The following is a 13,792-nucleotide window of genomic DNA, read 5'->3' as shown; positions in this document are numbered from 1 at the left end:
CCATGGCGCTTCCCAAGTTCACTCGCAGCTTCACCCAGCAGGAGCCGATCTCGGAGGAGGCGATCGCTGCCGCCGTCGAGGTGATGCGCTCCGGCCGGCTGCATCGCTACAACGCCGAGCCGGGCGAGATGTCCGTGGCCTCTGAGCTGGAGCGGGCGTTCGCGGACTATCAGGGAAGCCGCTATTGTCTCGCCTGCGCTTCCGGCGGCTATGCCTTGCAGCTTGCGCTCAGGGCGGCGGGGCTTGAGCCGGGCGAACCGGTGCTCACCAACGCCTTCACGCTTGCGCCGGTGCCGGGTGCGATCGCCGCCGCCGGTGGCCGCCCGGTGCTGGTGGAGATCACAGAGGATCTGGTCGTCGACCTGGACGACCTGGCGGCAAAGGCCGATGCGACCGGCGCGCGCTTTTTCCTCGCCTCCCATATGCGCGGCCATCTGGCCGACATGGAACAGCTTGCCGCGCTGGTGGCCGAGCGCGGGCTCACCATGATCGAGGATTGCGCCCACACCATGGGCGCGACCTGGAACGGCCGGAAAAGCGGCGCCTTCGGCAAGGTCGCCTGCTTCAGCACCCAGACCTACAAGCACATGAATTCCGGCGAGGGTGGGCTCCTCACCACCGACGATCCGGAGCTTGCCGCTCGCGCGATCATCCTGTCGGGGTCCTACATGCTCTACGAGCGCCACGGCGCCGCCCCGTCGGCGGACGTGTTCGCCAGCATCCGGCTGGAGACACCGAACAACTCCGGCCGTATGGACAATCTGAGGGCGGCGATCCTGTTGCCCCAGCTCGCCGATCTGGACACCAATATCGCGCGCTGGAACGCGCGCTATCAGGCGGTAGAGATGCGGTTGCGCCAAGTGCCGGGTCTGAAGCTGCCGGTGCGGCCGCCCGAGGAACATTATGTCGGCAGCTCCATCCAATTCCTGATCCCGGACATTCAGCCCAATGACGCACGCCGCTTTATGCGGCAGGTGTCGGCCTCCGGCGTCGAGCTCAAATGGTTCGGCGCGGAAGAGCCGTCCGCCTTCACCAGCACCCATAAGAGCTGGGCCTATATGGAGCCGCAGTCTCTTCCGAAGACCGATGCGATCCTCGCCGGTCTGTTCGACATGCGCATCCCGCTCACCTTCTCCGTGGAGGATTGCCGCCAGGTTGCCGAGATCATTGCGGCCAGCGCGGCGAATTTGCCGATCGGGAGGGCCGCTTGATGGCGGGGCCGGCACGGCGGCGCATCGGCATTCTCGGCGGTATGGGGCCGGAGGCCACCGTGCAGCTCATGCAGCGCGTTATCGACCGCACCGCCGTGCGCGACGATGAGGACCATGTGCCGATGATCGTCGACAACAATCCGCAGGTGCCCTCGCGCCTGAAGGCGATCGTGGAAGGGACCGGCGAAGATCCGGGACCGGTGATTGCGGAGATGGCGCGCCGTCTGGAGGCGGCGGGCGCGGAGGCTTTGGCCATGCCCTGCAACACCGCCCACCACTATGCGCCGCAAATCGAGGCGGCCGTTTCCATGCCGTTCCTCAATATGGTGGAGCTTTCCGCCGACCGGCTGGCCAACGATGGCGCCCGGCGGGTGGGGCTGCTCGCTTCGCCGGCGGTCAAAATCACCGGCATCTTCGATCGCGCCTTTGCCGCGCGTGGGATCGAGTCGCTGTTTCCGGATGATCGCGAGGCTCTGCTGCGGGCGATCCGCGCGGTCAAGATATCGAGCCGCAGCCCGGAAGCGCGCGAGATTCTCTCCGAGGCGGCGACCGAATTGGGAGAGAAGGGCGCCGACAGCCTGCTCGTCGCCTGTTCGGAATTTTCCATAATCGCCGATGCGATCGCATCGCCCTTGCCGGTCGTCGATACGGTCGACATTCTGGCAGATGCGATTGTTGCCTTCTCCGGGGCTGATGCTGCGGAGCCGAAAGGCTGAGATTTCGCGGGGCTGCGCTTGGTGCCGGCCTTGCTGTGCGGTTCGATTGCGATGAGGTCGGTGCTTTCGGCCCGGCATCAGAGCGCGGTCGACGACAAGACGTGAGGGCGGGGTTCGGACAGACGTCCGGTGCCATTTCTCCGTGTCCCGCCCGAAATCGAAAAGAAGCCTCCGCATCAGGAGGTCCGAACCCAGAGTGGAAAGATGGAGAGCAGCATGCCTTACAATTTGAAAGCCGTGTTCGTTGCCGGCGTGGCCGTATCGGGCCTCATGATCGGCAGCGCCAACGCCGCGGAGAAGGTGATCATTGGCCATTTCGGCAATCCGACTCCGGATCAGTACGCCGCCGCGGAGCAGAAGTTCGAAAAGGCGACGGGCTGGGACATCGAATGGCGCAAGTTTGCCTCCGGTACCGATGTGATCGCCGCAATGGCCTCCGGCGACGTGGTGGTGTCCGATCTCGGCTCCTCGCCGCTGGCGATCGCCACCAGCCAGGGCGTGCCCATCGAGATGTTCATGTTCGCCATGGTGATCGGCGACGCGGAATCGCTGATCGTGCGCGACGGGTCCGGCATCGAGACGATCGAGGACCTGAAGGGCAAGCGGATCGCCGTTCCGGTCGGCTCCACCGCGCACTTCTCGCTGATGGGCGCCTTGCAGCACGCCGGAATCGATGAGAATGCGGTCAACATCATCTCCATGCCGCCGGACCAGATCGCCGCAGCCTGGGAGCAGGGCGCCATTGATGGCGGCTTTATCTGGCAGCCGGTCCAGGCCAAAATCCTGCAGACCGGCAAGCGGCTGATCAGCGCCAACCAGACCGCCGAATGGGGCTACCCGACCTTCGACGCCTGGGTGGTGAACAAGGAATTCGCCGAAGAGAACAAGGATGCCATGGTCGCCTTCACCAAGACCATGAACGAGGCGAACCTCGACTATCTGAACAACACCGCGTCCTGGACTCCGGACAGCACGCCGGTGAAGATGATCGCGGAACGCACCGGTGCCGATCCGTCTCAGGTGCCGGAGATCATGGAAGGCTTCACCTACCTGCCGCTGAAGGAGCAGGTCGGCGAGAAGTGGCTGGGCGGGGGTGCCGCCGAAGCGCTGAAGTCGACCGCGGAGTTCCTGAAGGCGGCCGGACGTATCGACCAGGTCGCGGACGACTACTCCACCTTCGTGACCGACGAGTACGCCAAAGCGGCGATCGCCAACTAAGTTCTCGGTCCAGAGCTTTTTCCGTTCGGATGGAGCCATCTGGCGACAAGAAATGGCTCCTGCTTCAGTCGCTTGAGCAAGTCCTTTCGTTCGAATTGAGTCAATTTGAACGGGACATGCTCTCGGCATCGACAACGATGCGGCTTCGTGGCGGATCCGTCCGCCGCGAAGAGCATGGGGAACTTTCGTGGCGCTTGAAATCAATCAGGCTTCGGTCGTCTACCCCGCAGCCCATGGGCGGCCGCCGGTAGAGGCTTTGAGCAAGGTCGAACTGACCGTTCCAGAAGGCGAATTCGTGGTCGCGCTCGGCGCTTCGGGCTGCGGCAAGTCTACGCTTCTCAATTTGATCGCGGGCTTTCTGGCCCCTTCCAGCGGGACCGTCGCGCTCGACGGGCACATCGTCGACGGTCCGAGTGCGGACCGCTCGGTGGTGTTCCAGAAGCACGCGCTCCTGCCGTGGCTCAACGTGATCGACAACGTGGCCTTCGGCCTCAAGCTGCAGGGCACACCGCAGCAAGAGCGCTACCGGGTCGCCAAGCGGTTCATCGAGCGGCTGGGCCTGTCGGGGTTCGAACAGGCGCCGGTCTACACGCTGTCGGGCGGCATGCAGCAGCGCGTGGGCATTGCGCGTGCGCTGACCTGCGATCCCAAGCTGCTCCTGATGGACGAGCCGTTGGGCGCGCTCGACGCGCTCACCCGGGAAAAGGCGCAGGAACTGATCCTTCAGATCTGGAAGGACACCGGCAAGTCGATCTTCTTCATCACCCACAGCGTCGAAGAGGCGCTGTTCATGGGCACCCAGTTGATCGTGATGTCACCGCGTCCGGGGCGCATTACGCACCGCTTCGACCTGCCGTTCTCCCGACGCTACTGCGAGGGAGAGGCGGTGCGCGCCATTAAGGCGTCGTCCGACTTCATCGAGCTGCGCGAAGAGGTGCTGGCGATCATCTTCGCCGACGAGGAATCCGTATGAGCGAGATCGAAGCTGATAGCAAGCCGGCCCGCAAACCGCTCATTCCGGCGGCCATCGACCGGATGAAGCGCGGCCGGCCGACCCAGCCGGGGGAGACCTATGGCGTGCCCGGCCAGGGCGACACGCTGATCCTGAGCCTGGTGACGATCGGCCTGTTGCTGCTTCTGTGGTGGCTGGTGACCACGCTCGGGCTGGTGAAGCCGCTGTTCGTGCCGTCGCCCCAGGCGATCGTGGATAAGTTCGTCACCGTCTGGCAGAACGGCTTCACCGGCACGCCGCTATGGGAACACATCGCGATTTCGGCGGCGCGCGTGTTCGGCGCCTTCCTGCTGGCGTGTGCGATCGGGGTTCCGCTCGGGCTCTCCATGGGCATGAGCCCGATCTTCCGCGGCATCTTCGATCCGCCGATCGAATTCTACCGTCCGATCCCGCCGCTCGCCTACCTGCCGTTGATGATCATCTGGTTCGGCATCGGCGAGACCTCCAAGGTGCTCTTGATCTTCCTTTCGGTGTTCGCGCCGGTGGCGCTCGGTGCCAAGGCGGGCGTACGCTCGGCGGCGGTGGAGCGCATTCATGCGGCTTACTCTTTCGGCGCCTCGCGCTGGCAGGTCATGCGCCATGTGATCCTGCCGTCCGCGCTGCCGGAGATCCTGACGGCGATGCGGATCGGCATCGGCTTCGGCTGGACCACGCTGGTCGCCGCCGAGATGGTCGCCGCCACCAAGGGCATCGGCTACATGGTGCTGTCGGCCTCCCAGTTCCTTCAGACCGCGACGGTGATCATGGGCATCATCCTGATCGCGGCGATCGCCTACATGTTCGATCTCCTGATGCGCTTCGTGGAACGCCGCGTCGTTCCCTGGAAGGGCAGGATGTAGCGGTTTTGAGAGGCTTCTGATGGCAGTCGAATATCTCAAGAAGGCGTCTCGCACCGCCGAGACCGGCCGGGAGGATCTGCGCGAAACGGTCGCCGCCATGCTGGAGGAGATCCGCGCCGGCGGCGAGCCCGTGGTCCGACGCTTCTCCGCCGAGTTCGACCGTTGGGACGGCGAGGTCGTGGTCTCGCCGGAGACGATCGAAGCGGCGCGCAAGGCGCTGCCGGAGCGCATCAAGGACGACATCCGCTTCGCCCATGACAACATCCGCCGCTTCGCCGAGGCCCAGCTCGCCACCGTCGGAGAGTGCGAGATCGAGGTCATTCCGGGCCTGATGGCCGGCCAGCGCCAGCTTCCGGTGACGACCGCGGGCTGCTACGTGCCCGGCGGGCGCTACAGCCATGTGGCGTCGGCGATCATGACGGTAACGACGGCGAAGGTCGCCGGCGTGCGCAACATCCTCGCGTGCTCTCCGCCAAGGCCGGGCATCGGCATTCCGTCGGCACTCCTGTTCACGCTGGATCTCTGCGGCGCCGACCGCATCCTCAATCTCGGCGGCGTGCAGGGCGTCGCGGCGATGGCGTTCGGCTATTTCGTGCCGGCGAAGGCCGATATCCTGGTCGGCCCTGGCAACCAGTATGTCGCGGAGGCCAAGCGAATCCTGTTCGGCGAGGTCGGCATCGACATGTTCGCCGGCCCGACGGATTCCCTCATCGTCGCCGACGGGACCGCCGATCCGCGCTTGGTCGCCGCCGACCTCGTGGGGCAGGCTGAGCACGGCTACAACTCGCCGGTCTGGCTGGCGACCACCGATCGGGCGTTGGCCGAGGAGGTGCTGCACCTGGTGCCGGAGCTGATTGCGGCGCTGCCGGATCCGAACGGCCAGAACGCCAAGGCTGCCTGGGACGACTACGCCGAGGTGATCCTGTGCGGCGACCGGGAGGAAATGGCGGAGACCGCCGACGCCTACGCCCCGGAGCATCTGCACGTCCAGGCCGCCGATCTCGACTGGTGGCTTTCCCGGCTTCGGGCCTATGGCTCCCTGTTCCTGGGCGAGGAGACCACGGTGGCCTTCGGCGACAAGACGTCCGGGCCGAACCACGTGCTGCCGACGTCTGGCGCGGCCCGCTATACCGGCGGCCTCTCGGTCCACAAGTTCCTGAAGACGGTGACCTGGCAGCGCGCCACCCCGGCGGCCGCCCGCCCGCTTGCGGAGGCGACGGCCCGGATCTCGCGCCTGGAGGGCATGGAGGGCCATGCGCGCACCGCCGACATTCGGTTGGAGAAATTCTTCCCCGGCGAACACTTCGATCTCCGCCCCTCGGAGGAGGGGTAGGCCGTCGCGCGCACCGGTACGCTTGACGCATGCCGCCGTGCGCTCCCTGATGGAGTCATGACCGAGACCGACGATCTCCAGGCACCCGCCCAGACGGATGCCGCCCGCTCCGCCAGCGTGACCGTGAAGCTCAGAAGCTTCTCGCGCTCGCTTCCCATGACGCTGTTGTTGGCGCGCGAGGCGGTGATGAACCGGTTCCGCTCGTCGCTGCACCTGTTCAATCTGACGGAGCAGCAATGGCGGGTCTTACGCGCGCTGAACGCGGTGCGGGAGATCGAGGTCACGGATCTCGCCAACGCCACGTCTCTGCTGGCGCCGTCATTGTCGCGCATTCTGCGCGACCTGGAGGGTCGCGGGCTGATCCGCCGCCGTCCCGACCCGGCCGATTTGCGCCGCGCCCTGATCTCCATCAGCGACGACGGGCTGAAGGTCATCGCGGCCGTGGCACCATACTCCGAGGAGATCTACGCCGAGGTCGAAGCGGCGTTCGGGGCGGAGCGGATGGAGACGCTGCAGGCTCTCCTGAAGGAGTTGACCGAAACGGTGAACCAGCTCCCCGACCGGTCCTACCGAGCGGACGATCTCTCCGACGATCTGCGCGACATCGTCGGCCTGCGCCGCGCGCGCTCTCGTTAGACCCGTCCCGCTTTTCCGCGTCCCGCCGACGTCTCGGTCTTGGCCGGTTGACACCCGGCGCTATATAATTCACATGTTAATAAAAATCCGGGACGGAACGCTGCGATGCCTCACATTTCCTTCGAGTACTCCGCCAATCTGGACGGCGACCTCGACATGCCGGGCTTCATGGAGGCGCTGCGCACGGCGGCGGTGGAAACGGGGGTGTTCGATCCGGCCGGCATCCGGGTGCGCGCGGTGCGCTGCGCCGACTATCTGATCGCCGACGGTCACCCCGACAACGCCTTCATCGACATGTCCGTCCGCCTGCGCGGCGGCCGGCCGATCGAGGCGCGCAAGGCGGCGACCCAGGCGATCTTCAATGCTGCCGAGACGTTCCTGTCGGAGCTCTTCGTCCGGCGCCCGCTCGCTCTCTCCCTGGAGATGCGCGACATCGACCCCGAGCTCAGCCCGAAATGCGGCTCGATCCGCGAGCACATGAAGCAGCGCGGCGTCGCCTAACGTTACTTCTGCTCACACGCATACCCGACTTGCGAGACCTTGAGGTTCAGATGCCGACGCTCGACGAAAACCTGAAGAAGGCCGACGCCTATCTCGCCCGGTTCAAGGACGGGCCGGTTTTGAACCAGATCGCCGGCGAAGCGGTGCCGGCCGCCGATCGCGGGACCTTCGAGGTGATTTCTCCGATCGACCTGAAGCCGATCGCCCGGGCGGCGCGCGGCACGGCGGGCGACATCGACCAGGCGGCGAAGGCGGCGAAGGCGGCGTTTCCGGAATGGGCGGCGATGCCTGGCAAAGACCGCAAGAAGCTGCTCCACAAGGTGGCCGATGCGATCGTCGCGCGCGCCGAGGAGATCGCGTTCGTCGAGTGCGTCGACACCGGCCAGGCCCATCGCTTCATGGCGAAGGCGGCGCTGCGCGGAGCGGAAAATTTCCGCTTTTACGCCGATAAGGCCCCTGAGGCGCGCGACGGTTTGGCGCTGCCGACCGAAGGTCAGTTCAACTACACCACCCGCGTGCCGCTTGGCCCGGTCGGCGTGATCACGCCGTGGAACACCCCGTTCATGCTGTCGACCTGGAAGATCGCGCCGGCTCTCGCCGCCGGTTGCACCGTGGTCCACAAGCCCGCCGAATTTTCGCCGCTGACGGCGCGGCTCCTGGTGGAGATCGCGGAAGAGGCGGGGCTGCCGAAGGGCGTCTGGAACACCGTCAACGGCCTGGGCGAGGAAGCCGGCAAGGCGCTGACCGAGCATCCCGACATCCGCGCGATTGCCTTCGTGGGCGAATCCGCCACCGGGTCGGCGATCATGGCCCAGGCCGCACCGACGCTGAAGCGTGTCCACTTCGAGCTCGGCGGCAAGAACCCGGTGATCGTATTCAAGGACGCCGACCTGGACCGTGCGGCCGAGGCGGCCGTGTTCATGATCTACTCGCTCAACGGCGAACGCTGCACCTCGTCGAGCCGACTGTTGGTCGAGGCGGAAATCTACGACGCCTTCACAGCCAAGATCGCGGAGAAGGCGAAGGCGATCAAAATCGGCCATCCGCTCGACCCCGACACCGTCATCGGGCCGCTGATCCATCCGACGCACCAGGAGAAGGTGGTGTCCTATTTCGAGTTGGCCCGCGAAGAGGGCGTAACCGTTGCGCTCGGTGGCAAGGCCGCCGATGGGCCGGGCGGTGGCTGCTATGTCGAGCCCACGCTCTTCACCGGCGCGCGGCCGGACATGCGGGTCGCCCAGGAAGAGATCTTCGGCCCGGTGCTGACGGCTATCGCGTTCAAGAACGAGGAAGAGGCGATCGAGATCGCCAATGGCGTGCGCTACGGGCTGGCCGGCTACATCTGGACCAACGATGTCGGGCGCGCCTTCCGGGTCTCCAACCAGCTGGATGCGGGTATGATCTGGGTGAATTCGGAGAATGTGCGCCATCTACCGTCGCCCTTCGGCGGCATGAAGGCGTCCGGCATCGGCCGCGACGGCGGCGACTATTCGTTCGAGTTCTATATGGAAACCAAGAACGTGGCCTTCGCCACGCAGGAGCATCGGATCTCCAAGTTGGGCGGGTAAAAAACCTGCGCGCCGACGCGCGAGAGCCATCTCCGGGGAGGGGACGCTATGGGAGAGATCGTACTCGCCGCCAAGGTGACGCATGTGCCGACGATGCTGATGTCGGAGCAGCCGGGCCGGATCTTCGGAACCCGCCAGCCGGCGATCGACGGACATCTGGAGATCGCGCGCCGGGCCAAGGCGCTCGGCGCGGACACCGCCGTCATCTTCGACACCCACTGGCTGATCAACGCCGGCTATCACATCAACGCCAACCACCGCTTCGAGGGGCTGTTCACCTCCAACGAGTTCCCGCAGTTCATTCAGGATCTTGCCTACAGCTTTGAGGGCAATGCGGCCTTCGGCGACCGGATCGCGCAGGTTGCACGCGAGAAGGGCGTCTACACGCTTTCCCACCAGATCGACTCGCTGGAGCTGGAATACGGCACCCTGGTGCCGATGCACTTCATGAGCCGGGAAGCCGATCTGAAAGTCGTCTCGGTCGCCGCCTACTGTACGGTGCACTCGTTCGAGACCTCAAGAAAGCTGGGCGAGGCTGTGCGCGAGGCCGTTGAGGCGAGCGACGACAAGGTGCTGCTGCTCGCCTCCGGATCGCTGTCCCACAAGATCTGGGCCAACGACGATTACGAGGCCAACAACGGCACCTTCACGATCTCCTCGGAGTTCAACCGCCAGGTCGATCTGCACGTGCTCGACCTTTGGCAGCGCGGCGACTGGTCGACCTTCGTCAAGATGCTGCCCGACTATGCCGACTTCTGCTGCGGCGAAGGCTCCATGCACGACACCGTCATGCTGCTCGGTGCCCTCGGCTGGGACCGGTATCAGGGCAAAGGCGAAGTCGTGACCGATTATTTCCCGAGTTCCGGCACCGGCCAGACCAACGTGGTCTTTCCTGTCATCTGACGAAGACAAGCAAAAGAGCGGATAAAATGCCGATTCCGACGCCCAATCTCTACCCGCCGTTCAACATCGTGCGGCTCAGCCATGTCGAGCTGGCGGTAACGGACATAAAGGCCTCGCGGGCCTTCTATGTCGACACGCTCGGCCTGCAGGTGACCGACGAGGACGAGAACACGATCTATCTGCGCGCGCTGGAAGAGCGGGGGCACCACTGCCTGGTTCTGCGCAAGGGGCCGGAACCTGTCGCGAACGCGCTGGGCTTCAAGCTGTTCGACGAGCCGGACCTTGAGAATGCGGAGCGCTTCTTCAAAGAGCGTGGCCGCGCGGTCGAATGGGTCGAGCGGCCGTTCCAGTCGCCCACCCTGCGCACGAGCTGCCCCCAGGGCATTCCGCTGGAATTCTACACGCGCATGGACCGGCTGCCGCCGATCCACCAGCAGTATAAGCTCTATCATGGCGTGAAACCGCTCCGGATCGACCACTTCAACTGCTTCTCGCCCGACGTGGACGAGGCGGTCGCCTTCTACAACGACATCGGCTTTCGGGTGACGGAGTACACCGAAGACGAGGTGACCAAGCGGCTTTGGGCGGCCTGGACCCACCGCAAGGGCGGCGTCCACGACATCGCCTTCACCAACGGCACCGGACCGCGGCTGCACCACATTGCGTTCTGGGTGCCAACCCCGCTCAACATCATCGACCTGCTCGATCTGATGTCGACCACCGGCTATGTCGACAACATCGAGCGCGGGCCGGGCCGCCACGGCATTTCCAACGCCTTCTTCCTGTATGTGCGCGATCCGGACGGCCACCGGGTGGAGATCTATTGCTCCGACTATCAAACCGTCGATCCGGACCTGGAGCCGATCAAGTGGGATCTGAAGGATCCGCAGCGCCAGACGCTCTGGGGCGCGCCGGCGCCGCGCTCGTGGTTTGAGGAGGGGACGCTGTTCGTCGACACGCCCGTTTCGCCTGCCCGTCTCGATGCCCAGCCGATCGTCGCGCCATGACCGCTTCTTTGCGCCTTGCCACCTTCGCCGCCGCCGGCCGGGACCGTTATGGCCTCGTGCGCGATGACGGTGTCGTCGACCTGTCCGCGCGTCATCCCTTTCCGACCCTGAAAGAGGTGATCGAGGCGGGTGCGCTCACCCGCCTGGCGGACGAGGCGGTGGGCCTGCCGGCCGACTTCGCCGAAGCCGACATCGCCTACCGGATCCCCGTGCCTGCGCCGCAGAAGATCATCTGCGTCGGCGTGAACTATCCCGACCGAAACGAGGAATATAAGGACGGCCAGGCCGCGCCGGCGAACCCTTCCCTGTTCGTCCGCTTTCCCGGAAGTTTCGTCGGCCACCGCGAGCCGATTGTGCGCCCGCGCGTGTCGCCCCAGTTCGATTATGAGGGCGAGGTCGTGGTGGTGATCGGCAAGGCCGGGCGGCACATCGCCGAGGCCGACGCGCTCGGCCATATCGCCGCGCTGTCGCTGGCCAACGAGGGCACCGTGCGCGATTGGCTCCGCCACGCCAAGTTCAATGTTACCCAGGGCAAGAATTTCGATGCCTCGGGCTCGATCGGGCCGTGGCTGGTGCCTTATGTGGCGGAGGAGCAGATCGCCGACATTCGGCTGACGACCACGGTCAACGGCGAGGTGCGCCAGGATGATCGCACCAGCCGGATGATCTTCAGCTTTCGCCGGCTGATTGCCTACATCTCCACCTTTACCACGCTCATACCCGGCGACGTGATTCTGACCGGAACGCCGACCGGGGCAGGCGCTCGGTTCGATCCGCCGCGCTGGCTGGTCCCTGGCGATGTGGTCGAGGTTTCCGCGGAGGGGATCGGCACGCTCTCCAACGCGGTTGCTGATGAATAGAAGCAAAGCCTGAGAAAAGTGGGCACCGATTTTCCGGCCGCAATTGCGGGAAGAAAGAGCCCCTCACGCCGAGTTCACTTCGCTCACCGGCTCCGGGTGGGTCGCCTGTCGGCCGGCGCGCGGTCGCGCGCTGGCTTCGCCTGCCCTTGCCCAGTCCTCCGCTCATTCCCGCTTTGGCGGGAATGAGCGGAGGATGTTGGGTCCCGCGGAGCGCAGTTATTAACTCCGCACATTCCGGCGAAAGCCGGAATCCAGGGCCAAGACCTCCTACGCCCGTCGTGTAGCTCCTGGATTTTCGGTTTCTGCCGGAATGAGGGGGTGTTTGAAACCCCAACAGGGTCCCAACCTCCTCCGCGGGCAGGGACGGAGGAATGGTGCGGCGTCCTCTCAAACGTCAGCCGTCCCACCCCTTGGAAAGACTGGAGTGAAAAGCTCAGGCTTCACCAAACGTTCGTCTTGAACGGGCACACAGGCCGCTTGCAGGATAGATCGGCCGTGCCCGCAGAGGAGAGACAAGAAACATGGTGGAAGCCGCATCCGTCGAAAACGCGGTCGTGGACAATGTGCGCAAGATCGCGCGCACCAACTTCGCACGGCTGGCGGAGGGGCTGAGCTGCGGCGCTGCGGTTGCCCTGCTGTCCGCTGATCGCGAGGCGGAGACGATCGATGCGGCCTGCGTGCTGGACGATGCCGGCCGCCTGCGGGGGATCGTGACCCTGCGGGATTGTCTGGCCGCCGATCCCGAAACGCCGGTCGCCTCGGTGATGAAAAACGGTGCTGCCGTGGCGCGGCCGGCCGATACCGCCGAGGGCAGCGCCCGGCGCATGGTGGCGAACGGACTGGATATCCTTCCGGTGGTCGGTTCCTCCGGCCAGGTCCTCAGCGTGGTCTCCTGCAAGGCCGCCCAGGCCTATCTGATCGACGAGCTGATGGAAGACGCCGATCGCTTCGCCGGCCTCGTCGGCGAGACCGAAGACGACTATCTGACCCACTCCGTCTGGACGGATTTTCGCCGCCGTATTCCCTGGGTGCTCGGCCTTGCGGTCGCGGGACTTGCGGCCGGTTATGTCGTCCACGTCTACGAGGATGCGCTCGACGCGCTGGTCATCCTCGCGCTCTACATGCCGATGGTGGCGGATACCGGCGGCAATGTCGGCACGCAGGCTGCAAGCTTGGTCACCCGCGCGCTGTCCGTGGGCACGGTCGGCCTCGCCGACGCGGGGCGCATCTTCTGGCGCGAAGGACGGGTCGCCTTGATGCTGGCTGCGACGTTGTTTGCGTTCGCTTATCTGAAGGTGACGTTCATTTCCAACGCTGCCGACGTGCCGGATGGATTGACGTTGCAGAGCATTGCCCTTGCGATCGCCATCGCGCTCGCCGTGCAGGTCGTGACGGCAACTTTGATCGGTGCGATTCTGCCGCTGGCGGCGATTGCCGTGCGCCAGGATCCGGCGGTGGTATCCGGCCCGGCACTGACCACCATCGTCGATCTGACCGGCCTGATCCTCTACTTCACCATCACGACCACGATGCTCGGCATTCCGATCGCGCATGGCTAGAGCAATCCCAGGAAAAGTGGGCACCGGTTTTCCGCCCGGGATTGCGGGAAGAAAGAGCCCCTCACGCCGAGTTCGCTTCGCTCACCGGCTCCGGGAGGGCGGCCTATCGACCGGCGCGCGGTCGCGCGCTGGCTTCGCGTCCCAGGAAAAGTGGGCACCGGTTTTCCGCCCGGGATTGCGGGAAGAAAGAGCCCCTCACGCCGAGTTCGCTTCGCTCACCGGCTCCGGGAGGGCGGCCTATCGACCGGCGCGCGGTCGCGCGCTGGCTTCGCGTCCCAGGAAAAGTGGGCACCGGTTTTCCGCCCGGGATTGCGGGAAGAAAGAGCCCCTCACGCCGAGTTCGCTTCGCTCGCCGGCTCCGGGAGGGCGGCCTATCGACCGGCGCGCGGTCGCGCGCTGGCTTCGCGTCCCAGGAAAAGTGGGCACCGG

The 13,792-nt window shown here is 65.4% G+C and carries 13 protein-coding genes; all 13 read left to right on the top strand.

Features of this window, described 5'->3' with window-relative positions; translation table 11 throughout:
- Positions 1-2 precede the first annotated feature (2 nt).
- On the top strand, positions 3-1,211 hold the full coding sequence (locus HNS03_RS16940; RefSeq protein WP_367196968.1) for a DegT/DnrJ/EryC1/StrS family aminotransferase: 1,209 nt from the start codon (positions 3-5) through the stop codon (positions 1,209-1,211).
- Positions 1,211-1,927 carry an aspartate/glutamate racemase family protein gene (locus HNS03_RS16935; RefSeq protein ID WP_367196967.1) on the top strand — a complete coding sequence of 239 codons (717 nt, stop codon included), beginning with the start codon at positions 1,211-1,213 and terminating at the stop codon, positions 1,925-1,927. Before HNS03_RS16940 ends, HNS03_RS16935 begins: the two co-directional genes overlap by 1 nt.
- Positions 1,928-2,143: 216 nt before the next feature.
- On the top strand, positions 2,144-3,145 hold the full coding sequence (gene tauA, locus HNS03_RS16930; protein ID WP_367196965.1) for a taurine ABC transporter substrate-binding protein: 1,002 nt from the start codon (positions 2,144-2,146) through the stop codon (positions 3,143-3,145).
- A gap of 187 nt (positions 3,146-3,332) precedes the next feature.
- Positions 3,333-4,118, top strand: a complete 786-nt coding sequence (locus HNS03_RS16925; protein ID WP_367196964.1) for a taurine ABC transporter ATP-binding protein — start codon at positions 3,333-3,335, stop codon at positions 4,116-4,118.
- Complete coding sequence (locus HNS03_RS16920) at positions 4,115-4,996, top strand: ABC transporter permease subunit (RefSeq protein ID WP_367196962.1); 882 nt, start codon at positions 4,115-4,117, stop codon at positions 4,994-4,996. The genes HNS03_RS16925 and HNS03_RS16920 overlap by 4 nt, the downstream gene beginning before the upstream one ends.
- 19 nt (positions 4,997-5,015) lie before the next feature.
- Complete coding sequence (gene hisD / locus HNS03_RS16915) at positions 5,016-6,329, top strand: histidinol dehydrogenase (RefSeq protein WP_367196960.1); 1,314 nt, start codon at positions 5,016-5,018, stop codon at positions 6,327-6,329.
- A 57-nt stretch (positions 6,330-6,386) separates the two neighbouring features.
- Entirely contained in the window at positions 6,387-6,965 is a 579-nt protein-coding gene (gene hpaR / locus HNS03_RS16910) for a homoprotocatechuate degradation operon regulator HpaR (RefSeq protein ID WP_367196959.1), read from the top strand.
- Between the two features lie 105 nt (positions 6,966-7,070).
- A complete protein-coding gene (locus HNS03_RS16905; protein ID WP_367196957.1) occupies positions 7,071-7,466 on the top strand; it encodes a 5-carboxymethyl-2-hydroxymuconate Delta-isomerase in 396 nt (131 codons plus the stop codon).
- A gap of 50 nt (positions 7,467-7,516) precedes the next feature.
- Positions 7,517-9,034 carry a 5-carboxymethyl-2-hydroxymuconate semialdehyde dehydrogenase gene (gene hpaE, locus HNS03_RS16900; RefSeq protein WP_367196955.1) on the top strand — a complete coding sequence of 506 codons (1,518 nt, stop codon included), beginning with the start codon at positions 7,517-7,519 and terminating at the stop codon, positions 9,032-9,034.
- Positions 9,035-9,082: 48 nt separating this feature from the next.
- The gene (hpaD, locus tag HNS03_RS16895; RefSeq protein WP_367196954.1) at positions 9,083-9,937 is read left to right on the top strand and encodes a 3,4-dihydroxyphenylacetate 2,3-dioxygenase; all 855 of its coding nucleotides are present in this window, start codon (positions 9,083-9,085) and stop codon (positions 9,935-9,937) included.
- Between the two features lie 26 nt (positions 9,938-9,963).
- The gene (hpaD, locus tag HNS03_RS16890; RefSeq protein WP_367196952.1) at positions 9,964-10,944 is read left to right on the top strand and encodes a 3,4-dihydroxyphenylacetate 2,3-dioxygenase; all 981 of its coding nucleotides are present in this window, start codon (positions 9,964-9,966) and stop codon (positions 10,942-10,944) included.
- Positions 10,941-11,804, top strand: a complete 864-nt coding sequence (locus tag HNS03_RS16885; protein ID WP_367196950.1) for a fumarylacetoacetate hydrolase family protein — start codon at positions 10,941-10,943, stop codon at positions 11,802-11,804. Before hpaD (HNS03_RS16890) ends, HNS03_RS16885 begins: the two co-directional genes overlap by 4 nt.
- A 521-nt stretch (positions 11,805-12,325) precedes the next feature.
- Positions 12,326-13,363: a magnesium transporter gene (locus HNS03_RS16880; protein WP_367196948.1), complete on the top strand. Its 1,038-nt coding sequence runs from the start codon at positions 12,326-12,328 to the stop codon at positions 13,361-13,363.
- Positions 13,364-13,792 lie beyond the last annotated feature (429 nt).

It is taken from the genome of Amorphus sp. 3PC139-8, assembly GCF_040750475.1.
Taxonomy (GTDB): Bacteria; Pseudomonadota; Alphaproteobacteria; order Rhizobiales; family Amorphaceae; genus Amorphus.
The sequence above is the reverse complement of the archived record's forward strand: the minus strand, read 5'-3'. Positions and strand labels throughout refer to the sequence as shown.

Excerpts from the sequence above, each read along its gene's own strand:
- HNS03_RS16940 (WP_367196968.1), top strand. The coding sequence starts at position 3 with ATGGCGCTTCCCAAGTTCACTCGCAGCTTCACCCAGCAGGAGCCGATC.
- HNS03_RS16935 (WP_367196967.1), top strand. The coding sequence starts at position 1,211 with ATGGCGGGGCCGGCACGGCGGCGCATCGGCATTCTCGGCGGTATGGGG.
- tauA (WP_367196965.1), top strand. The coding sequence starts at position 2,144 with ATGCCTTACAATTTGAAAGCCGTGTTCGTTGCCGGCGTGGCCGTATCG.
- HNS03_RS16920 (WP_367196962.1), top strand. The coding sequence starts at position 4,115 with ATGAGCGAGATCGAAGCTGATAGCAAGCCGGCCCGCAAACCGCTCATT.
- hisD (WP_367196960.1), top strand. The coding sequence starts at position 5,016 with ATGGCAGTCGAATATCTCAAGAAGGCGTCTCGCACCGCCGAGACCGGC.
- hpaR (WP_367196959.1), top strand. The coding sequence starts at position 6,387 with ATGACCGAGACCGACGATCTCCAGGCACCCGCCCAGACGGATGCCGCC.
- HNS03_RS16905 (WP_367196957.1), top strand. The coding sequence starts at position 7,071 with ATGCCTCACATTTCCTTCGAGTACTCCGCCAATCTGGACGGCGACCTC.
- hpaE (WP_367196955.1), top strand. The coding sequence starts at position 7,517 with ATGCCGACGCTCGACGAAAACCTGAAGAAGGCCGACGCCTATCTCGCC.
- hpaD (WP_367196954.1), top strand. The coding sequence starts at position 9,083 with ATGGGAGAGATCGTACTCGCCGCCAAGGTGACGCATGTGCCGACGATG.
- hpaD (WP_367196952.1), top strand. The coding sequence starts at position 9,964 with ATGCCGATTCCGACGCCCAATCTCTACCCGCCGTTCAACATCGTGCGG.
- HNS03_RS16885 (WP_367196950.1), top strand. The coding sequence starts at position 10,941 with ATGACCGCTTCTTTGCGCCTTGCCACCTTCGCCGCCGCCGGCCGGGAC.
- HNS03_RS16880 (WP_367196948.1), top strand. The coding sequence starts at position 12,326 with ATGGTGGAAGCCGCATCCGTCGAAAACGCGGTCGTGGACAATGTGCGC.